We start from the raw sequence: 20374 nt of genomic DNA, 5'->3' as shown, positions 1-20374 counted from the left end.
ACCCACACGATAGAATTCAGGCCATATGTTGGCCAGTGGCTATGACGGGTTCACACCGGCTTTCTCAGACACAATCCAGAAACAAAATTCTACAGTTCAGAAAAACTCCTGAAAAATTTCAAGGGCATAACTGGTCTCGTGGCGGTCAGGTCATCGGCTGCGACGCTAGTCTCCGGGTTTACGGGTAAACCGATGCCAAGATTGTCGATCAGTTTGTTGGGTGCGTTGCTGGGCTTCTGCCTGGTCACTGCCGCTGTCGGACAATCGGACGCAAAGGTGACGCTCACAACCCGGAGCGAACGGTGCGCCAATCTTAGCCACCAATTTGATGAAGCCCTCGAAACCCATGCCACGGCAACGCAGGTCACCGCGGCAAAGGCACTTCAGAGAAAGGGCAACCGGTACTGCGCCGCCAAGAAACAGGCGCAGGGCATCCGGATGCTCGCCAGTGCTTTGAAGCTGCTTGGAGTGACGCCGAACGACCCGGTTCAGTAACACTCCGAAACTTGACCCGCATAAAAAGGAAACGAAGCCATGAAAAAGTCCATCCTCTCCGCAACCGGTCTCGCCGTCGCTCTCGCCTTCGCGATGCCGGCTCTCGGCAACGCCGCCGCCACCACGACCGCTGCTCCGGCTGCTTCGACGACCACCGCTCCGGCGACTGCCGCTCCGGCCAAGGCTGCTCCGAAGAAGGTCGTCAAGAAGACCGTCAAGAAGCACAAGAAGGCTGCCGAGAAGGCCGTCAAGAAGGACGCCCCGAAGACCTAATAAGGTCCGGCGCAAAATGCCGGCCTGTTGACCAAGGCCGCTCCAGCTGGTTTCGGCTGGAGCGGCCTTCTTCCTGTCCGAACCGCTGAAGCCCTGACGTTGGCGATGAAGCGGGTCGATGGTTCAACCGATCTTTGGCGAAGTCTGGCACCGGCAGCTTCCGCCTCGACTGACACTTAACCCGTTTGCAACGCCGACCGTGTAGGACAATCCGCATGAAGAAGCGGCTTTCGTCCATTTTGCGCTCGATGGTGATCGGCGGCCTGGTTGCCACCGGCGTCGCCAGGGTGCTGATCCTGTTCACCGCCAGCCCGGTGCCCGATCCGGCCAGCGGACGCACCGAGCCTTCGCTGTTCGCGCCGGCGATTTCCACCAGCTGGGACTACATCACGCCGGCACAGACCTGGCTGCTGGTCGTGCTGACCGGCGCGACGCTGATCTGCGTCGCCGCGTGGCCGATCGCGACCTGGCTGGAACGCCGGGCGGATGCCGGTGGAAACCGCTTTCGGTCCGATATGCCGTCGGCCACGGCCGCTCGGCAGATTCCCAGCCGCCGCATGTTCGGCCGTCAGGACCGTTGAACGGCAACCGACACTTTCCCACATAGTTGCGAATGGCCGCGCCCGCGGACATCGGCTTTGCGCGTCGCTCGAAATAGACGGCCGCTTTCGCTGGTGCCAGAATGGCGGCAAGGTTGCTACGCCAGAAGCAATTCACCGTTTCGTGGAAACGGCGAACTGTTCTGATCTTTTGTCTTGACGCAATTCCGGGCGGAAAACCATTTTACACTTTTCCGGGAATTGCTCTAACGGTCGGTTCCGATGCCTGAAATCACCACAAAACCGCGCGTCCAGGTCAAGCCGCAGGTCGAACGGCCAAAGCTCTACAAGGTCATCCTCATCAATGACGATTTCACGCCGCGCGAATTCGTGGTGACGGTGCTGAAGGGCGAGTTCAAGCTCAGCGAAGACCAGGCGCACCGGGTGATGATCACCGCGCATCGGCGTGGCGTCTGCGTCGTCGCCGTGTTCACCAGGGATGTCGCCGAGACCAAGGCGACGCGTGCCACCGATGCCGGCAAGGCCAAGGGCTATCCGCTGATGTTCACGACGGAGCCGGAAGAGTAGCCCTACCGTCCTTCGCGGTACCACATCGAACCCATTGCCAGAAGCAGCAGGCCGAGGCCGAGGAAGCCGCCGAACAGCGGCACGCGCGAGACGGCCTTGAGCACGCTGTCGTCCGTGGTGCGCAGTCCGATCCAGTCGTTGCCGGACGCGGCACCAGCCGAGCGCACCGGCACGATGGAGGGCAGCGTCACGTCGCTGCCAAGGGCTGTGGACGACGCCAGCCGGCGCACGCTGCCGCCGGTGGCTTCAGCCGGCGCCTTCAGCCGGCTTTCGGTGGAAATGACGTCGGCGAATTCCGGTGCGTTGACCGGCCCGACATGGGCGAGCGCGGTGAGGTCGCCATTGGCGACCTGATAGAGGCCGATCTCGCTGGTCTCGACGCTGCCGAGGAAGACCCCGGGCTCGGATTTATCGAGCTTGACGGTCAAGGTCTTGCCGGACGGGGTGATGATCTGCGCGGGGCCGGGATCGTCGGCCATCGTCTGGCGGCGGATTTCCAGCACCATGCCGCGGCCGTCGGCGGTCAGCCGCTCTTCCTCGAGCTCAGGCTCCTTCATCAGCCAGTGGGCGATGCGCCGGTAGAGCTGGACATGCGGGCCGCCGCCCTCGAAGCCGCGCGCCCACAGCCAGCCCTGATCGGACAGCAGCATGCCGACGCGGCCTTCGCCCTTGCGGTCGAGCAACAGCAGCGGCCGGTTGTCGGCGCCCTTCATCACCACTGCGCCTTCGGGGTTCTGCACGCCGATGGTGCGGAACCAGCGGCTCCAGTGCGGCGGCTCGGTGGCGGAGCCATCCAGCCCACGCGTCACCGGGTGGCGCTGGCCGAGTTCGGTGAGGCGCGGATAGAAGGCCTTGTCGACCACCTCGCCGGTCGGCATCGCCGGCAGGGCGGACATCAGCGGCGTGCGCGCGATCGAGCTTTCGCCGGCATATTCGGGGCCGGCCGCGATCAGCAGCGCGCCGCCCTTTTCGACATATTCGGAGATGTAGTCGTAATAGAGGATCGGCAGCACGTCGCGGTGCTGGTAGCGGTCGAAAATGATGAGGTCGAAATCCTTGATCTTCTCGACGAACAGTTCGCGGGTCGGGAAGGCGATCAGCGACAATTCGTTGATCGGCGTGCCGTCCTGCTTTTCCGGCGGCCGCAGGATGGTGAAATGGACGAGATCGACCGAGGCGTCGGATTTCAGCAGGTTGCGCCAGGTGCGTTCGCCGGCATGCGGCTCGCCGGAGACGAGCAGCACGCGCAGATTCTCGCGAATGCCGTCTATGAGCGCGATGGCGCGGTTGTTGGTGTCGGTCAGTTCGCCCGGTTCGCGGTCGATGGCGAGCTCGACGATGTTGCGCCCGGCACCCGGAATGGTCACCTGCAGCGGCATCGCCTGGCCAACGGTGGCGTGCTCGACCGCGACCTGTTCGCCATTGACCGAGACGCGCACATCGACCGGGCCGGTCTCGTTTTCGGTCGAGATGACGCGGTAGGTCATGTCGAGCGGCTTGCCGACAAGGCCGAAGCGCGGCGCGTTCTCGAAGCGGATGCGGCGGTCCTTTTCGTGGTCGTTGCCGGTGATCAGGGCATGCAGCGGGGCGTTGAAATCGGGCGCGGCCGGGGGGGCGTCATGGACCTCGCCATCGGTGATCATGATGGCGCCGCCGATGCGCGACGGCGGCACGTCGCGGAAGGCGCCCTCGAGCGCGCCGAACAGCCGTGTCTCGGTGCGCTCCTCGGCGGCTTCGGATTTACCCGCTTCGACGACGCGCACGTCGAACTGCTTGAAGCGGCCAAGACGCTGCTGCAGCCCGGCCAGCGCCTCGTCGGTCTGTTTGGTGCGGTCGCCGATGTCCTGGCTCTGGCTGCGGTCGACGATGAGGGCGACGACGCTTTTCAGCGGCTCGCGCTCCTCGTTGAGGAACACCGGGTTGAACAAAGCGGCGGCGAGCGCCAGAAGGGCGATGAAGCGGAAGACCGAGCCGCGCTGGCGAAACCACAGGCCGACCAGCGCAAGCAGCGCCAGCGGCACCAGCGCCAAGGCCAGCAAGGGCCAGGAGATCAGCGGTTCGAAGGAGATCGACCAGTTCATTCTACTGCCCCAGCCGTTCGAGCAGTATCGGCACGTGCACCTGGTCGGATTTGTAGTTGCCGGTCAGCATGTACATCATGATGTTGACGCCGGCGCGCAGCGCGTAGATGCGCTGCATCGGGTCCGCCGGCACGGTCGGCAGCAGCGCATCGCCATTCTCGTCGACCGCCCAGGCGCCGGCGAAATCATTGGCGGTGATCATGATCGGCGAGACGCCATCGCCGGTACGCACCGGCCGGTTCTCGGCGTTGCTGGCGTCGAGCGAGGCCTCGACCCAGAGCGGGCTGCCGGCGAAGCGGCCGGGGAATTCGGGCAGGATGAAGAAGGATTTGGTCAGCACGTGGTCGGACGGTACCGGTTCCAGCGGCGGCACGTTGAGCTTGCCGAGGATGTCGCGCAGCCGCTCCGTCGCTGGGCTGGTCGAATCGGCGCCGATGCCGTTGGCGAACTGGTCGCGGGTGTCGAACAGCACCGTGCCGCCCTGCTGCATATAGGCGTCGATGCGGGCGATGGCGGCCTGGCTGGGCATCGGGGCGGCCGGATCGATCGGCCAGTAGATCAGCGGATAGAACGACAGCTCGTCCCTCGATATGTCGACGCCGGCCGGCTCGCCCGGTTCTAGTGCCGTCTTTTCGACCAGGAAGCGGGTCAGGCCCTCGAGCCCGGCGCGGCTGATCGAATCGTCACCCGGCACGCCGGTCAGCACATAGGCGATGCGGGTCTTCGAAATCGCCTCGATGGCCACCTCGTCTCCCGGCGTGGCGTCGTCGGCGCGGGCAAGGTCGGCATGACCGAACAGGCTACCCAGCGCAATAAGGACCGCGGCGGTGGTTGCCACGGCACCGGCGCGACGCGGCCGGCGTGAAAACAGGCCGCCCATCCAGAACACCGCCAGCGTATCAAGCAGCATCAGCACCAGGGCGGCCGCGACCAGCGCGCCTTTCAAATTGCGCGATTCGTCAAAGGCATACTGGATCGAGGTGATGGGAACAGTGATTTGCGGGCGCGCCAGCGGAGCCAGCGTGCTGTCGGCTTCAAGCAAATTATGGGCAAATACACCTGTCTCGGAACCATAGAGACCGGGCGGGTTTTCAAAAGTCACCGGCAGCGCGCCGGCGCCCGGTACAAGCGGCCGCGCGTCCGGCGTCGGCGGCACCAGCGAGCCGTCGGCTGCAATCATGCGATAGGGCGCCAGCGACGCCGCGGCGGCTTCGGCATTGGCGATGGCCGCGCCCTGGTTGCGCGACAGCTGCACGATGCGGCGCAGCATCTCGACGAAGCTGCCAGAGATCGGCAGGTTCGACCAGGTTGCCTCAGGGGTGACGTGGAACAGCACCAGCGTGCCCTTGCCTTTCTTCAGTCCGGTGACCAACGGCGTGCCGTCGGCAAGGGCCGCCCAGGTGCGCTCGACGATATCGGGTGTCGGCTCGGCCAGCACCTGCCTGCTGACGGTGACCTCGGTCGGGGGCGCCAGATCGGCGAACGGGCCGGCCTTGGGGAATTCGGTGACAGGCTGCGGCGACGTCCATGATAGCGCGCCGCCGAGCGAACGCTCGCCGGTGCGAAGGCGGACCGGCAGCAGATCGTCGTCATCGCCCGCAGTAGCCAGCCGTGAACCGGCGAAACGCACCAGCGTGCCGCCATTGTCGACCCAATCGACAAGCCTCTGCCGGACTTGTCCGGGAATGGTGCCGATATCTGCCATGACGATCATCGCGGGCTTCTGGTCGAGGATCTGCGGGATGGCGTCGGCAAGATCGGCGCTGGAGGGTTCGACCAGATCGGCGAATGGCTGCAGCGCCCGCCTGATGTAGTAGAGCGGCGACAAAAGCGGCTGTGCCTGGTCGGCCTCGGCCTGCGACAATAGACCGACGCGCCGCCGCTTGGAGCTTTCGTCGAGCACGCGGACCGCACCGGCCTGCCGCTCGCCGTCGAGCGCGATGGATGCGAAGTCGTTGCGCAGCTCGAACGGCACCGCCATGGTGCCGGTGGCGGTGGTTTCGCCAGGCGAAAAGGTCAGCGTAGCATCGGCGATGCGGCGGCCCTTGTCATCGAAGGCGCCGGCGGTGACCTGAGCCGGGGCAGGGTCGCCCGGCGCGCGGATGGCGGTCAGTGCAAAGCCGTCGACCTGGTTGTCGGCGGTGGTCAGGCCGGTCAGCGACAGCCTGTCTGCGGTTGCCCAGACGACACGGGTGGCATTTTTCGACAAAAGTGTGTTGAAGGCGGCTTCATCGCCTTTTGCCGCCAGGCCGTCGGCAAGCACGGCGACACTGGCCCCGGGCAAGGTCTCCAGCACGCCGGCGACGCGGGCATAGACGGCGGGCCGGTCGGTCGGGATCGGCCGCGGCTTGGCGGCACGCAGCCGGTCAAGGGCGGTGGCGGCATCGAACGGCCCGATCTCGGCATTGGCCTTTTCGGCGGTGAAGGCGATGACGACCGGCACGCCGTTGGAGCCGGCGTCGTTGATCAGCCGCTCGGCGGTGGCGACGCGTTTGCCCCAGTCGGCGGCACTTGCCCAGTCATTGTCGATGACGAGCGCAAGCGCTGCACCCTCGGCCGGCAGCTTTTCGCGCGGATTGAAGACCGGGTCGGCCAATGCGGCGACGATGAGGGCCGCCATCAAGAGCCTGAGCAGCGTCAGCCACCACGGACTCTGCTGCGGCGTCTCCTCGCGCTTCAGCACGCGGGCCAGGATCTTCAGCGGCGGGAAGATTTCGGTCTGCGGCTTGGGCGGCGTCAGCCTGAGCAGCCACCAGATCACCGGCAGTGCCAGGAGGCCCCACAGCACCATGGGGGCGCCAAAGGAAAGCGGCAGCCAACTCATGCGACAGCCTTTCCTGGCCGATCGCCACCGGCGATCGTGCCGGCACGACCGTCAGCGGTCGGCCTGACTGAGGGGCCATCAGTGGTCATCGCCATGTGCAGCCGCACCAGCGCGTCGGAAGCCAGCCGATCGGTGTGGTTGACGGTAAAGCTCCAGCCAAGCCGTTTGCACCAGGCTGCCAGTTCGTGGCGTCGGGCGGCGTAGAGCAGGCGATACTCATCCCCCAGCATTTCGGCGCGGCCGGCGGTCAGCTTGTCGCCGGTCTCGGGATCGGTGAACTCGGTTCGGCCAGCATAGGGGAAGGTCTCCTCGGCCGGGTCGGCGACCTCGATCAGGTGGGCACGTACGCCGTGGCGGGCCAGCACGTCGAGCCAGGCCATCGTCTCTTCGACGGGATCGAGGAAATCGCTGACGATGACGATGTCGCAGAAGCGCCTGATATCGGACAAATCGGGTTTTGCCGGCAAATCGCCGGCATGCATCAACTGGGCGGCGATGCGTTCGGCGCCGTTGCGGGCGGTGAACGGATCGGTGAGGCCCGGCCAGGCGATGCGCTCGCCGCTGCGCGACAACAGCTCGGCCATGGCCAGCGCCAGCACCAGCGCGCGCGATTGCTTGGAAACGCTGGCGCCGGTCGATTTGTAGAGCATCGACGGCGAGGGGTCGGCCCACAGCCAGACGGTATGGGCGGCTTCCCATTCGCGGTCGCGCACATAGGTGTGGTCGTCGCGGGCCGAGCGGCGCCAGTCGATGCGCGAGGAATCGCCCTCGACATAGGGCCGGAACTGCCAGAAATTCTCGCCGATGCCGCGCTTGCGGCGGCCGTGCCAGCCGGCGATCACGGTGTTGACGATGCGCCGCGCCTCGACCAGCAGGTCTGGCACAAGCGAGGCCCGCAACCGGCCACGGGCGAGCGCGTCGCGCGTCGCTGCCGGAGCCTGGACCTCGCCGATGCGCGGCATCAAATCCCTTTCACGAGTTTCGCCACCACGTCACGCACGCTGATGCCTTCGGCGCGGGCGGCGAAGGTCAGCGCCATGCGATGCTGCAGCACCGGCTCGGCCAGCGCACGCACGTCGTCGACCGAGGGCGCCAGCCGTCCGTCGTAAAGCGCGCGCGCCCTTGTGCACAGCATCAGCGCCTGGCTGGCGCGCGGGCCGGGACCCCAGGCGACGTTCTTGTCGGTCTCGGCGTTGCCTTGGCCCGGGCGCGCCGAGCGCACCAGCGTCAGGATCGCTTCGACGACGCTTTCCGGCACCGGCATGCGGCGGATCAGCGTCTGGATCTCCTTCAGCCGCACCGGCTGCAGCACGTTTTGCGCTTTCGCGTCCTCGATGCCGGTGGTTTCCAGAAGGATGCGGCGCTCTGCCTCGATTTCGGGATAGAGGATATCCACCTGCATCAGGAAGCGGTCAAGCTGGGCCTCGGGCAACGGATAGGTGCCTTCCTGCTCCAGCGGGTTCTGGGTTGCCAGCACATGGAAGGGGGCCGGCAGGTCATGGCGGGCGCCGGCAATGGTGACGTGGTATTCCTGCATGGCCTGCAGCAGCGCCGACTGGGTGCGCGGCGAGGCGCGGTTGATCTCGTCGGCCATCAGCAACTGGGCGAAGATCGGCCCGGGAATGAAGCGGAAGGAGCGTTTGCCGGTCTCGTCCTGCTCCATCACTTCGGAGCCGAGGATATCGGACGGCATCAGGTCCGGCGTGAACTGGATGCGACGCGAATCGAGGCCGAGCACGATGCCAAGTGTTTCGACCAGCTTGGTCTTGGCGAGGCCCGGCACGCCGACCAAAAGCGCATGTCCACCGGCCAGCAGCGCCACCAGCGTACGCTCGACGACGCTTTCCTGTCCGAAGATGACCCGGCCGACCCCGTCGCGGATCCGGGAGATGTCGGCAAGCGCCTTTTCGGCCTCGGCGATCATGTCCTTTTCGCTGATCGGGCTTTCCTTGACCATCACGCTCATGCCGCATCGATCCTTGTGGTTGGAATACCATGGCTGGAACAACGGCTGCACCATACCATAAGTTGCCGCGATTCGGCCTCGCGTGGCGCCTATGTCGAAACTTAAATCACAGACTTAGGCTGACAAGCGGAACAACAGTGACTATTTCGTGACCATGACGGGACCCTTGGGACATCGTGAAGAAAGCCTGACTGGTGCCACCGAGGCGCGTGGCCTCGAGGCACTCATCTCGCGCGCCGCCCGTGCCGGCAAGGGCGCGGCACCCGTCGAACGCTGGAATCCCGACTTCTGCGGCGATCTGGACATGGAGATCAAGTCCGACGGCACTTGGTTCTATCTGGGCACGCCGATCGGGCGCATGCCGCTGGTGCAGCTTTTCTCCTCGGTGCTGCGCAAGGACGCCGATGGCAGGACCTATCTGGTGACACCGGTGGAAAAGGTCGGCATCCGCGTCGCCGATGCGCCGTTCATCGCCGTCGAAATGGACGTTTCGGGTAGCGGCGAAGCGCAGACCATCACCTTCCGCACCAATGTCGGCGATGTCGTCGAGGCCGGGCCGGAACGGCCGCTGCGCTTTGTCGACGAGAACGAGACCGGCGGATTGAAGCCCTATGTGCTGGTGCGTGGCCGTCTGGAGGCGCTGGTGGCGCGGCCGGTGATGTATGAACTGGTCGGGCATTGCGAGGAGGTCGAGATCGGCGGCGAGACGATGTTCGCGGTGCGCTCCAAGGGCGCCGTGTTCCCGATCATGCCGGCGGACCAGTTGAAGCGGCTGAGCGCGTGATGGACCAGGTGACGCCGGCGCCGTTTTCATCCGCGGATTTTCGCGCGCGTTTTGCCGTGCAGCCCGATGCGCATGCAGGCGACGATTATGGCGATCATCGCTTTAACCCCGGCCATCCGCGCCTCAATCAGGGCATGGCGCTGCGCAATGCCGCGGTGCTGATCCCGGTGGTCGATCATGAGGGCGATGCGACGGTTCTCCTGACCAAACGGGCCGAAAAGCTGCGCAGCCATTCGGGGCAGGTGGCATTTCCCGGCGGCACAATCGATCCGACCGATCCGAGCCCTGAGGCTGCGGCGCTGCGCGAGACCTTCGAGGAGATCGGGCTTGGCCGAGACCGCATCGAGATCATCGGCCGCATGCCCGACTATGTGGCCGGCAGCGGCTACCGCATCGCGCCGGTGCTGGGCATCGTGCTGCCCGGTTTCCAACTGACGCTCAACGCCGACGAGGTCGACGCCGCTTTCGAAGTGCCCCTGCGCTTCTTGATGGACCCGGCCAACCACAAGCGCGACAGCCGTATGTGGAACGATCTCGAATGGTTCTTCTACGACATGCCTTACGGCGAACGGCGCATCTGGGGCGTCACCGCCGGCATCATCCGTACCCTCTATGAAAGGCTTTATGCGTGAGTGTCTCGATCGCGGACAGGGCCGACTGGCTCGGCGACAAGCATCTGCAGCGCCTGCTGTTCGCACTGGCCGAAGGCGGTGAAGAGGCGCGAGTCGCAGGCGGCGCGGTGCGCAACACGCTGATGGGCCAGCCGGTCGCCGACATCGACATCGCCACCACCTGCCTGCCGGAGGAAACCCTCCGCCGCGCCGAAGCGGAAGGGTTCAAGGCGGTGCCAACCGGCATCGAGCATGGGACAATCACCGTGGTTGCCGGCGGAAAACCTTATGAAATCACCACCTTGCGCGCTGATATCGAGACCGACGGGCGGCGCGCGAAAGTGTCGTTCGGGCGCGACTGGAAGCTCGATGCTGAGCGGCGCGACTTCACCATCAACGCGCTCTATGCCGGGGCCGATGGCAAGGTGGTCGACCTGGTCGGCGGCATTGCCGACATCGAGGCGCGCCGGCTGCGATTCATCGGCGACCCGGAAGCGCGCATTCGCGAAGACTACCTGCGCATCCTGCGCTTCTTCCGCTTCTTCGCCTGGTACGGCGACGGGCGGCCGGACGCCGAAGGGCTGAAAGCCTGTGCCCGGCTTAAGGAAGGGCTGGCCCAGCTTTCGTCCGAGCGAATCTGGTCGGAACTGAAGAAACTTTTGTCGGCGCCCGATCCGTCACGGGCGCTGCTCTGGATGCGGCAGGCAGGTGTCTTGACCGCAGCGCTGCCGGAAAGCGAGAAATGGGGCATCGATGCCATCCATGGGTTGGCCAAGGCCGGGAAGGATCTGGGCTGGGCACCCGACCCGCTGCTCAGACTGGAAGCGATCGTGCCGCCCGATGCCGCGCGCATGAAGACGCTCGCCGAGCGGCTCAAACTCTCGACCGCCGAAGCGGATCGCCTGCGTCACTGGGCGCTTGCCAGCGCCGTCGAGCCGAAGACGACCGAGGGCGAACTGGCGAAAAGGCTCTATCGCGGTGACCGGCAGGGGTTTGTCGACCGTCTGCGGCTGTCGCTTGCGGCAGCCAGGGTGCGCGCCGTCGAGGACAATGAGGCGCTGCTCGAAGCCGGTGGTTTTTCGCGCCTGCTCGCCTTCGCCATCAAATGGGAAAAGCCGTTGTTTCCACTGAAAGGTGCCGATCTCTCGGCGCTCGGCGCAACTCCGGGGCCGAAACTCGGCGAAGTCCTCAGGAATCTCGAGGCGGAATGGGTCGAAGCCGGGTTTGCCCCTGATCGCGACGCGCTCCTCAAGCGCGCCGCCGAAGCCTTGAAGGCCGGGTAGATCAGGCCGCGTCGCGGGTCTTTTCGATGCGCGAGCGGATCGCCTCGATCATCGTCTCGCGGATCACCGTCTCGCCATGCGTCTCGCGCATGTGCTCGACGGCACGGCGCATGACCTCGGCCTCCTCGTCGGCACGCGTGTGCCAGTCACAGCCGGGCACGAGCGACCCGCAGTGAAATTCCTTCATGGGATTTTCTCCTTTTCCTCCGTGGAGCCCGAGGCTCCGGCACTTTTTTGGCTGACGGTCCAAATCCGAGATCGGATCCTGGGGCCGCGAGCGGGAGAAGCATAACACAGATGGGGTGGCATTGGTTGCAGTCAACGGCGAAAAGGCGGAGCAGGCGCTGCTCCGCCCTCTTACGCTACCCCCAAACAGGACCGGATATCGTCTCATCCTGCTCTGGCGGGCAAGCCATCATTTTGCGACCTTGACGGCCTCGGCGACCTTGTTCTTGCCCTTCATATCCCATGAGACGCGGACCTTTTCACCGACCGTCAGGCCAGGATCCTTGAAGGTTTTGGGAAGCGTAAAAGACGATCCATCATCGAGGACCAGGCTCATGGCCGTCGTGTCAAAGGTCTTGATCGTTCCGGTGGTGTGCTTGACGGCGGCGAATGCCACTGAACCGGAAGCGAGAAGGGCAGCGGCGGCAGCCGAAACAATGATCTTGCGCATTGCGAAGTACTCCTGGAAAGGCGGGTATCTTTTTGACGAAGATGTCCCGCATCGTCTTGGGCCGTCCGGTCGCGTCGGGTCGCGGCTCGCTTTGTCTTGACGCAATTCCCGTCGGAAAGCCGTTTCGCACTTTCCTGGAATTGCGCGCAGGCGAGCCGCCGGCGCTTCCCGACCCGGCGCCACAAATAGACTAGTCTTTTCAACAGCCTATTAGACGGAAAAGAAATTTTTCGCCGCACCGTGTGCCACATTCCATGCCCATTTCGAGCGAATGGGACATCAATGCGGCTCACGCCGGGCTCACCATTTTGTTACGGCCAGCGGACCTCGGGTGGCAGGCTGGAAAGGATGGACGCGACATTGCCGCCGGTCTTCAGTCCGAAGATGGTGCCGCGATCGTGAAGCAGATTGAATTCGACATAGCGGCCGCGGCGGATGAGCTGTTCGTCGCGGTCGCCATCGGTCCAGTTCTCGTTGAAGTTGGCGCGCACGAGGTGGCCGTAGACGACGAGAAAAGAGCGGCCGACATCCTGGACGAAGTTGAAATCGGCATTCCAGCCGCCTTTGTCCTCGCCCGAATGCAGCCAGTCGAAGAAGATGCCGCCGGTGCCGCGCGGCTCGTTGCGGTGCGACAGATAGAAATACTCGTCGCACCAGGCCTTGTATTTCGGGTAATCGGCGACGTCGGCGTTCTTCTCGCAAGCGAATTGCATGGCGCGGTGGAAGGCGACCGTGTCGGGGTCGTCCTGCGTGCGGCGGCTGTCGAGCACCGGCGTTAGATCGGCGCCGCCGCCGAACCATTGGCGAGATGTGACCACCATGCGCGTGTTCATGTGCACGGCCGGAACGTTTGGGTTCCAGGGATGCGCGATCAGCGAAATGCCAGATGCCCAAAAGCGCGGGTCTTCCTCGGCGCCCGGCATCTGCTTCCTGAATTCGGGTGAGAACTCGCCGTGGACGGTCGAGGTGTGGACGCCGACCTTTTCGAAGACGCGGCCGTGCATCATCGACATGGTGCCGCCGCCGCCGCGCCCCTCGTCACGTTCCCATGGCGTCTTTTCGAAGCGGCCGGGCGACCACGAGGCCAGCGGCCCGCCAAGATCCTGCTCGATCTGCTCGAAGGTGGCGCAGATGCGTTCGCGCAGCGCCTCGAACCACAGCCTTGCCTTCATCTTCTTCTGTTCGATGTCGGCGGGCAGGCCTGCCGGTATTTCTGGTCGTTCCAAGTGCCGTCTCCGGTTGGGGCGGCGAGTCCCACAAATGACTCGTCTTTTGCCGGCGCGATCCCTAATCTCTTAAGGGCAAGGGTCAAGTCACTTTGGTTTTGCGCATGATCCTTTCCGAAACTCGATTCCGATTTCGGGGTCATGCGCCAGGTGCAAGGAGTTGTTTCGTGCGCACCCCGGCAAGACCGCCGCTGGATGGCCTGAAGAAAAGGCTCGACCAAAGCCGTGCCGAGCGTGTTCGTATGCCGCGCGACGGTTTCCTGCGCGAGACCTTCGTGCTGCCGCGCTCCGATGCGCGGCTCAAGGCCAAGGAATGGTTCGAGCGCTTTCCCAAGCAGGCCTACTGGACCGAGATCGAAAGCTGGTTCGAGCGGCCGGGCGACTTGATTGAGTTCACCATCAGGCGGTTGCCTGCGGCTGACTAGGATGTCCTCGAGAGAGGCGGAGCAACCAGCCTTCTTGCCCCTGTCCCCTCGCGCGCCAGCCGGTCGCCCTTGTTACGCAGCGGGCATTTGTCGATCGACATGCAGCCGCAGCCGATGCAGTCGGTCAGCCCGTCGCGCAGTTTCTTCAACTGGGCGATCTTGTGATCGAGCCCGTCGCGCCAGGCGGTCGACAAAAGGTTCCAGTCATCGCGCGTCGGCGTGCGGCCTTCTGGCAGCGATGCCAGGGCTTCACCGATCTCGGCCAGCGAAATGCCGACCTCCTGCGCCACCTTGATGATCGCCACGCGCCGCAGCACGTCACGGCCGTAGCGGCGCTGATTTCCCGCCGTGCGGTGGCTGCGGATCAGGCCGCGGGCCTCATAGAAATGCAATGCCGACACCGCCACACCGCTGCGCATGGCGACCTGGCCGACCGTTAATTCCGTTATCGGTGCCATTCCTGATTTTCCCGCTTGACCTCAAGTTAAGCTGAGCTTGTAGCGAAGAAACCCGGGGTCTGCAAACGAAGGAGAAGGCGATGTGTGCCTGGGTAAGAATGAGTGGAGAAACCACTGTCGTCGGCGGCGGCAAGCATGGTGTTGTCGATGGGTTGCGGATCCTATCCGAGTTGCCGGATGGCTTCGCCCGCCGCCATGGCGACCGAAAGCGCGACATTGATGCTGCGCGCCGTGCCCTGCATGGGGATGGTCAGCCGCGCATCCGCCGCCTGATGGACAGGATCCGGCACGCCTGCGGATTCGCGACCGAACAGCAGAATGTCGCCTTCGGCGAAGGTGAAGTCGGTGTAGGCCGTCGTGGCTTTGGTCGACAGCAGCACCAGCCGGTGCGAACCAGCCTTGCGCCGTTCCTCGAAGGCGTGCCAGTCGACATGCCGGGTCAGGGCAGCCATTTCGAGGTAGTCCATGCCGGCTCGTTTGAGCGCTTTGTCGGAGAGCGGAAATCCGGCCGGTTCGATGATGTCGACGCCAAGTCCGAGGCAAGCGGCGAAGCGCAGGATTGTCCCGGTGTTGCCGGCGATATCCGGCTGGTAGAGCGCGATGCGGAGACGACAGTTCATTTCCGCGTCTTTCTAATAAGTGGCAAATCGGCCACAGCGGGCTCGCGGTTTTGGAAATTGCTGGACCTGCGGGTGGCCATTTTCTGCGAAGTCGGGTATGTCAGCTCCATTGTCAACCCGAACCGATGGAGGGGTAATTCATGATGACCATGCACATCCAGCGCCCCTCTCGTGGGCTTACCTGCCTGCCGGCGGTTTCGGTACGACGATTCTCCTGACTCTCTAAGACTTGATCGCACCGATTCCCGCCGAAACGATTTTTCGGCTCTCGAAGGAATCCTGCGATGTTTTTCAAAAAGTCAAAAGGGCTAAACGCCCCAACTGAAGCTGTCCGGACCGATGCTTATCGTGCCCCGACCGATGCTTATCGTGTCCAGACCGACGCAATGCGTGCCTCCGGCCGAATGCCGGCGGACGATGTTGCTTCGCCTTTTATCTCTATTTTCACACGGAGGACGGACCGATGTTCGATCCCTACAGAATACCCGGCTCAAGGAGCCTGCATATTCACCGACTGCCGACCTGGGCGCTGCTGATCGGCGACACCTATTCGTCGGCGGTTCACGCCGAGGTTCGCCGCCGGCCGCATCGCGGCATGCTGCCGGATGTCGATTTTTCGCGCGCGGTTCCCGATCCGAGCCGCCCGTCGCTGGTGCGCCGGATCATCCGGCTGGTCAGGCCGGGCGCGAAAAATCGGGCTGGCGGCACCGTGTCGTCAGGATCGGCTGGCGCAGCTGTCGGCGAAAAGCCCGCGAGCCCCTATATTGCACGAGGGATGGCCGACGGTCCGGGTGATTCTGGACCGTCGGCCCTTGATGCCATGGGTACCGGGGATTTCGTACGCTCACGTGCCGCGTAAGCGGCAAACACATTTCACAGGCATAACCTATGTTGTTGTTTAGCTGGTTTGAAAAAAGGCTCGATCCGTTCCCCGCAGCGGAACCGGTCGAGCCGCCCAAGACGCTGGTTGCCTTCTGCCTGCATTATACGCGCGGCGCATGGCCCTATATCCTTTTCGACGCGGTGCTGGTGACGGCCATCGCGATTGCCGAAGTATGGATGTTCGGCTTCCTCGGCCGCATCGTCGACTGGCTGTCGGGGCAGAATCGCGAAACCTTCCTGCAGACGGAAGCCTGGAAGCTCGCCGGCATGGCCTTCATCGTGCTGTTCGCGCTGCCGGGCACGGTATGGCTGCATTCGTTTCTCAACCAGCAGACGCTGATGGGCAATTATCCCATGCGCATCCGCTGGCAGGTGCACCGCTATCTGCTCAAGCAGTCGATGAGTTTCTACCAGGACGAGTTCGCCGGCCGCATCGCGACCAAGCTGATGCAGACGGCTCTCGCCGTGCGCGAATGCGTCATCAAGGTGATCGACGTCCTGAACTACGTTGTCGTCTATTTCCTCGGCATGCTGCTCATCGTCGGCTCGGCCGACTGGCGGCTGGCCGCGCCGCTCGGCGTCTGGCTGGTCGGCTATATCCTTTTGCTGCGGTTTTTCATTCCCCGGCTGGGCAAGGTTGGCGAGGAACAGGCCAATGCGCGCTCGATCATGACGGGCCGTGTCGTCGACAGCTACTCCAACATCCAGACGGTCAAGCTGTTCAGCCATGCACGCCGCGAAGCGTCATTCGCCAAAGACGGCATGTCCGGCTTTCTCGAAACGGTCTACCGGTCGATGCGGCTGGTGACAGTGCTTTTTGGCTCGCTTTACATCCTGAATGCATTGCTCCTGTTCTCTGTCACCGCGATGGCGTTGTGGCTGTGGCTGGGGCAAGCAGTGACGATCGGCGCGGTCGCCGTGGTCATCGGCCTTGTGCTCAGGATGTGGGGGATGTCGCAATGGATCATGTGGGAAATGTCGGGCCTGTTCGAGAACATCGGCACGGTGCAGGACGGCATCGCCTCGATCTCGCTGCCGCGCCTTGTCGAGGACAGGCCGGACGCGAAGGAGATCAGCGTTTCCAGGGGTGAGATCCGCTTCGAGGACATCCGCTTCCACTACGGCAAGCAGAAGGGGGTGATCGAAGGCCTGTCGCTGGCGGTGAAGCCGGGCGAAAAGGTCGGCATCGTCGGCCGTTCCGGCGCCGGCAAGTCGACGCTGGTCAACCTGTTGCTGCGCTTCTACGACCTCGAAGCCGGCCGGATTCTGATCGATGGCCAGGAGATCGCCGGTGTGAAGCAGGATTCGCTGCGTGCGCAGATCGGCATGGTCACGCAGGACACCTCGCTGCTGCATCGTTCGGTGCGCGAGAACATCCTCTATGGCCGGCCCGATGCCACCGACGAGATGCTTGTCGAGGCGGCGCGCCGCGCCGAGGCGCTGGACTTCATATCAGGGCTTTCGGATGCCAGCGGCCGCAAGGGCTTCGATGCCCATGTCGGGGACCGCGGCGTCAAATTGTCCGGCGGCCAGCGGCAACGCGTCGCCATTGCTCGCGTTATGTTGAAGGACGCACCTATACTTATCCTTGACGAAGCGACTTCGGCGCTTGATTCCGAAGCCGAGGCGGCGATCCAAGAGAATCTCTACAAGCTCATGCAAGGCAAAACCGTCATCGCCATAGCGCACCGGCTGTCGACCATCGCGGCGATGGACAGGCTGGTGGTGATGGACAAGGGTCGTGTCATCGAGGAAGGTTCGCACGAGGAACTCGTCGCCAAGGGCGGGCTCTACGCGCAGCTCTGGCAGCGCCAGTCGGGCGGGTTCCTGCTTGAGGACGGTCCCGCCGACGCCGCCAACGACGCACTTGCAAAGGGGCAAGCCGCAGAATGATGGCCGCCGCATGATGACAGCCGTCTATCGCTGGTTCGAGAACTGGGTCTATCCGTTCAGGGAGCCAGCGAATCTTCGGCCACCGACCAGCGTCGGCGGCTTTCTCTGGCACTATGTCGGCCAGGCGAAGTTCGCCTTCTTCGCCATGCTGGTCATCGGCGGCATCGCGCCGCTGGTCGAGGCCGGCCTGTTCTACTTCGTCGGGCGGCTGGTCGATATTCTCGACCAGCTTCCCGCCGAGCGCAGTTGGCACGCACTGTGGGCCGCCGCAGGCCCTGAACTGGTTTTCATGGCCGTGGTGGTGCTGGTCATCCGCACCGTCGTCGTCGGCCTTTCGGCGCTGGTCGACGAACAGACGATCACGCCCGGCTTCTACAATCTGGTGCGCTGGCAGGCGCACCGGCATGTCTCGCGCCAGTCCTACGCCTTCTTCCAGAACGATTTCGCCGGCCGCATCGCAACAAAGGTCTGGCAGGCGGGCCAGGCCACCGGCGACCTGATGGAAAGCTTCATCGAGGTCGTCTGGTTCATGATCGTCTATACGGTGACGACGCTGGCGCTGGTCGCAGGCCTCGATCTCAGGCTGGCGGTGCTGGTGGTGATCTGGATTTCCGCTTTCGCTTGGCTGGCCAAGCTCTATCTGCCGGCAATCCGCAAGCATGCCGAGGAAACAGCCGAGGCCGGCTCGATGATCACCGGCCGCATTGTCGATTCCTATTCCAACGTGCAGACGCTGAAACTGTTCTCGGCCGATGGCGACGACCGCTACATCAGGAACGGTTTCGACATCTACCTCGACGCATTGCGCCCGTTCACCCGCCGGCTGACCGGCGTGCGCATGGCGCTGACGACGCTGTCGGGCATCATGATCACGGCGATCGGCTGTTTTGCCGTCTATCTCTGGGTCGAGGGCTCGATCACCGTCGGCGCTGTCGCCTTCACCCTGTCGCTGGTGCTGCGGCTCAATATGCTGCTTGGCCGGCTGATGATGCAGCTCAACAGCATCTTGCGAAACCTCGGCGTGCTGGAGAACTCCAAGGCGCTGATTTCGCAGCCGCTCGGCCTCACGGATGCGCCCGACGCCAAGGAACTCGTGGTGGCAGGCGGGCGTATCGAGGTGAAGAACGTCGAGTTCCATTACGGCAAAGGTTTCGGCGTACTGAACGGCATCGACCTTGTCGTCAAGCCGGGCGAGAAGGTCGGGCTGGTCGGACCGTCTGGCGCGGGCAAGACGACCCTCGCCAATCTGATCCTGCGGCTCTACGATCTGGAGAGCGGGTCGATCACCATCGATGGCCAGGATGCCGCCAAAGTCACGCAAAATTCGCTGCGCGCCAATATCGGCGTCGTCAGCCAGGACACGGCGCTGTTCCACCGTTCGCTGCGCGACAACATCAAGCTCGGCATGCCTGACGCGACCGATGCGGAGGTGATCGCGGCGGCGAAAAAGGCCGAAGCGCACGAGTTCATCCTGACCTTGCGCGACAACAGGGACCGCGCCGGCTACGAGGCCTTTGTCGGCGAGCGCGGCGTCAAACTGTCGGGCGGCCAGCGCCAGCGCGTGGCGATCGCCCGTGTCTTCCTGAAGGACGCGCCGATCCTGATCCTCGACGAGGCGACCTCGGCGCTCGATTCGGATATCGAGGCGGCAATCCAGGAGAATCTGACGCGGCTGATGGAGAACAAGACGGTCATCGCCATCGCCCACCGGCTGTCGACGATCGCAGCACTCGACCGGCTGGTGGTGCTCGACGGCGGCCGCATCGTCGAGCAAGGCACGCATGACCAGCTGGTGGCGCTCGACGGGCTCTATGCGCGGCTGTGGAAGCGGCAGTCCGGCGGTTTTCTCTATCACGAGGACAGCGTGCTCGAAGAGACGCGGCCTGCGGAGTAGGGCATGGTTGGATCGGCAGAGGTAATTCCAGAGATCGGCCCCGGAGTGAGCTATGTGCTCAAGCGGCTCCGGCCAACCACGCCGGCCTTCGACGCGCTGAAGCAGGAAAGCCGGTTTGGGGGCTACTGGATGCTGGTGCGCCTGGCGGATGGCTGGGCTAGCGGCCGCAACAAGTTCTTGAAGCGCGGCGAGGCACTCTACGGAGCCTGGAATGGCCGGGAACTCGCCGGCGTGTGCGGGCTGAACATCGATCCCTATTTCGAGGCCAGGGGCCACGGCCGGGTCCGGCACCTGTTCGTCAGTGCGCGCCACCGTCGCAACGGTCTTGGCCGGATGCTGGTCGAGACCGTTATCGACAGGGCACGTCACCATTTCGCCGTGCTGAACACCCGCGCGCCGCAAGAAGCCTTCGGTTTCTACGAACGGCTTGGCTTTCAGCGCGTGGAAGGCGAAGAATTCGTCACACACCGCATGGTCTTCGGGAAAGGAAGCTGAAATGTCCTTGCGTCCGCCATCTCATCTAGCCGGCGCCTCGTCCGCGGAAGCCGCCTTCGACGCGCTCGGCCATGAAATATTGGCGGAAAAGGCGGCAGCACTTGGCCGCGCCGGCCAGCGGGTAGAGGAAACGTTGGCCAGGCTGCGCGACAATGCCGACGAGCAACTGCGCCCCCGGCTGCTCAAGGATGCCGCCGAGGCGGTGCATGGCTATTTCATCCAGCGCGAGCTGTGCGGCTTGCGCAAGCACGATACCGTCATTCGTGAATACAACATCCCGAAAGCGGTGCTGGCCAGGCTCGGCGCGAAATAACTCTCTTTTGTTGGACCATGATCTTATTCCGAAAACCGGTTCCCACTT

The 20374-nt window shown here is 64.0% G+C and carries 22 protein-coding genes; 13 read left to right on the top strand and 9 right to left on the bottom strand.

Annotated elements, in window-relative coordinates:
- Positions 1 to 192: 192 nt before the first annotated feature.
- The 4 genes from NKH97_RS08570 to clpS all read left to right on the top strand — a co-directional run bounded on the left by NKH97_RS08570 (position 193) and on the right by clpS (position 1895).
- The gene (locus NKH97_RS08570; protein WP_023809859.1) at positions 193 to 495 is read left to right on the top strand and encodes a hypothetical protein; all 303 of its coding nucleotides are present in this window, start codon (positions 193 to 195) and stop codon (positions 493 to 495) included.
- Between the two features lie 39 nt (positions 496 to 534).
- Positions 535 to 768 carry a hypothetical protein gene (locus NKH97_RS08565; protein ID WP_013529962.1) on the top strand — a complete coding sequence of 78 codons (234 nt, stop codon included), beginning with the start codon at positions 535 to 537 and terminating at the stop codon, positions 766 to 768.
- A gap of 215 nt (positions 769 to 983) precedes the next feature.
- A complete protein-coding gene (locus NKH97_RS08560; protein ID WP_352773803.1) occupies positions 984 to 1349 on the top strand; it encodes a hypothetical protein in 366 nt (121 codons plus the stop codon).
- Between the two features lie 240 nt (positions 1350 to 1589).
- On the top strand, positions 1590 to 1895 hold the full coding sequence (gene clpS, locus NKH97_RS08555) for an ATP-dependent Clp protease adapter ClpS (RefSeq protein ID WP_023809857.1): 306 nt from the start codon (positions 1590 to 1592) through the stop codon (positions 1893 to 1895).
- 2 nt (positions 1896 to 1897) lie between these two features.
- On the opposite strand, the gene NKH97_RS08550 is transcribed toward clpS, so the two are convergent.
- The 4 genes from NKH97_RS08550 to NKH97_RS08535 are packed head-to-tail and all read right to left on the bottom strand — an operon-like array spanning position 1898 to position 8766.
- On the bottom strand, positions 1898 to 3976 hold the full coding sequence (locus NKH97_RS08550; protein ID WP_352773802.1) for a hypothetical protein: 2079 nt from the start codon (positions 3974 to 3976) through the stop codon (positions 1898 to 1900).
- A 1-nt stretch (position 3977) separates the two neighbouring features.
- Complete coding sequence (locus tag NKH97_RS08545; RefSeq protein WP_352773801.1) at positions 3978 to 6800, bottom strand: DUF4159 domain-containing protein; 2823 nt, start codon at positions 6798 to 6800, stop codon at positions 3978 to 3980.
- Positions 6797 to 7762, bottom strand: a complete 966-nt coding sequence (locus NKH97_RS08540) for a DUF58 domain-containing protein (RefSeq protein ID WP_023809854.1) — start codon at positions 7760 to 7762, stop codon at positions 6797 to 6799. Before NKH97_RS08540 ends, NKH97_RS08545 begins: the two co-directional genes overlap by 4 nt.
- Positions 7762 to 8766: an AAA family ATPase gene (locus NKH97_RS08535; protein WP_352773800.1), complete on the bottom strand. Its 1005-nt coding sequence runs from the start codon at positions 8764 to 8766 to the stop codon at positions 7762 to 7764. Before NKH97_RS08535 ends, NKH97_RS08540 begins: the two co-directional genes overlap by 1 nt.
- 154 nt (positions 8767 to 8920) lie before the next feature.
- Here NKH97_RS08535 and NKH97_RS08530 point away from each other — a divergent pair, with 154 nt between their 5' ends.
- The 3 genes from NKH97_RS08530 to NKH97_RS08520 are packed head-to-tail and all read left to right on the top strand — an operon-like array spanning position 8921 to position 11444.
- Positions 8921 to 9550: a DUF1285 domain-containing protein gene (locus NKH97_RS08530; protein WP_352773799.1), complete on the top strand. Its 630-nt coding sequence runs from the start codon at positions 8921 to 8923 to the stop codon at positions 9548 to 9550.
- Positions 9550 to 10182: a CoA pyrophosphatase gene (locus tag NKH97_RS08525; protein WP_023809851.1), complete on the top strand. Its 633-nt coding sequence runs from the start codon at positions 9550 to 9552 to the stop codon at positions 10180 to 10182. Before NKH97_RS08530 ends, NKH97_RS08525 begins: the two co-directional genes overlap by 1 nt.
- A complete protein-coding gene (locus tag NKH97_RS08520; RefSeq protein WP_352773798.1) occupies positions 10179 to 11444 on the top strand; it encodes a CCA tRNA nucleotidyltransferase in 1266 nt (421 codons plus the stop codon). The genes NKH97_RS08525 and NKH97_RS08520 overlap by 4 nt, the downstream gene beginning before the upstream one ends.
- 1 nt (position 11445) lies before the next feature.
- Here NKH97_RS08520 and NKH97_RS08515 read toward each other — a convergent pair whose 3' ends face one another.
- From NKH97_RS08515 to hemF, 3 genes are all read right to left on the bottom strand, one after another.
- The gene (locus tag NKH97_RS08515; RefSeq protein WP_013529972.1) at positions 11446 to 11631 is read right to left on the bottom strand and encodes a DUF1059 domain-containing protein; all 186 of its coding nucleotides are present in this window, start codon (positions 11629 to 11631) and stop codon (positions 11446 to 11448) included.
- 228 nt (positions 11632 to 11859) lie between these two features.
- The gene (locus tag NKH97_RS08510; protein WP_023809849.1) at positions 11860 to 12120 is read right to left on the bottom strand and encodes a DUF1344 domain-containing protein; all 261 of its coding nucleotides are present in this window, start codon (positions 12118 to 12120) and stop codon (positions 11860 to 11862) included.
- 311 nt (positions 12121 to 12431) lie between these two features.
- Positions 12432 to 13346 carry an oxygen-dependent coproporphyrinogen oxidase gene (gene hemF, locus NKH97_RS08505; RefSeq protein ID WP_023809848.1) on the bottom strand — a complete coding sequence of 305 codons (915 nt, stop codon included), beginning with the start codon at positions 13344 to 13346 and terminating at the stop codon, positions 12432 to 12434.
- Between the two features lie 167 nt (positions 13347 to 13513).
- On the opposite strand from hemF, the gene NKH97_RS08500 reads away from it, so the two are divergent.
- Positions 13514 to 13771: a hypothetical protein gene (locus NKH97_RS08500; protein ID WP_013529975.1), complete on the top strand. Its 258-nt coding sequence runs from the start codon at positions 13514 to 13516 to the stop codon at positions 13769 to 13771.
- Here the strand turns inward: NKH97_RS08500 and soxR are convergent.
- Together soxR and NKH97_RS08490 are read right to left on the bottom strand one after the other, a co-directional pair.
- Positions 13768 to 14229, bottom strand: coding sequence for a redox-sensitive transcriptional activator SoxR (gene soxR, locus NKH97_RS08495; RefSeq protein ID WP_023809847.1), 462 nt, complete (start codon positions 14227 to 14229; stop codon positions 13768 to 13770). The genes NKH97_RS08500 and soxR overlap by 4 nt on opposite strands.
- Before the next feature lie 161 nt (positions 14230 to 14390).
- Positions 14391 to 14849 (bottom strand): tRNA (cytidine(34)-2'-O)-methyltransferase, encoded by a 459-nt coding sequence (locus NKH97_RS08490; protein ID WP_023809846.1) that lies wholly within the window; start codon positions 14847 to 14849, stop codon positions 14391 to 14393.
- Between the two features lie 463 nt (positions 14850 to 15312).
- On the opposite strand from NKH97_RS08490, the gene NKH97_RS08485 reads away from it, so the two are divergent.
- From NKH97_RS08485 to NKH97_RS08465, 5 genes are read left to right on the top strand one after another with little or no spacing between them, the layout of a single operon-like run.
- A complete protein-coding gene (locus NKH97_RS08485; RefSeq protein ID WP_352440371.1) occupies positions 15313 to 15708 on the top strand; it encodes a hypothetical protein in 396 nt (131 codons plus the stop codon).
- 29 nt (positions 15709 to 15737) lie between these two features.
- Positions 15738 to 17624: an ABC transporter ATP-binding protein gene (locus tag NKH97_RS08480; RefSeq protein ID WP_352440372.1), complete on the top strand. Its 1887-nt coding sequence runs from the start codon at positions 15738 to 15740 to the stop codon at positions 17622 to 17624.
- 10 nt (positions 17625 to 17634) lie between these two features.
- A complete protein-coding gene (locus tag NKH97_RS08475; RefSeq protein WP_352440373.1) occupies positions 17635 to 19518 on the top strand; it encodes an ABC transporter ATP-binding protein in 1884 nt (627 codons plus the stop codon).
- A gap of 3 nt (positions 19519 to 19521) precedes the next feature.
- Complete coding sequence (locus NKH97_RS08470; RefSeq protein ID WP_023809842.1) at positions 19522 to 20013, top strand: GNAT family N-acetyltransferase; 492 nt, start codon at positions 19522 to 19524, stop codon at positions 20011 to 20013.
- A 1-nt stretch (position 20014) separates the two neighbouring features.
- A complete protein-coding gene (locus NKH97_RS08465; RefSeq protein WP_023809841.1) occupies positions 20015 to 20326 on the top strand; it encodes a DUF6665 family protein in 312 nt (103 codons plus the stop codon).
- The last annotated feature ends 48 nt before the right edge of the window (positions 20327 to 20374 follow it).

The sequence above is a fragment of the Mesorhizobium sp. M0870 genome, assembly GCF_040319775.1.
In the GTDB taxonomy this organism is placed as follows: domain Bacteria; phylum Pseudomonadota; class Alphaproteobacteria; order Rhizobiales; family Rhizobiaceae; genus Mesorhizobium.
This window is presented reverse-complemented; position numbering and strand designations above follow the sequence as displayed.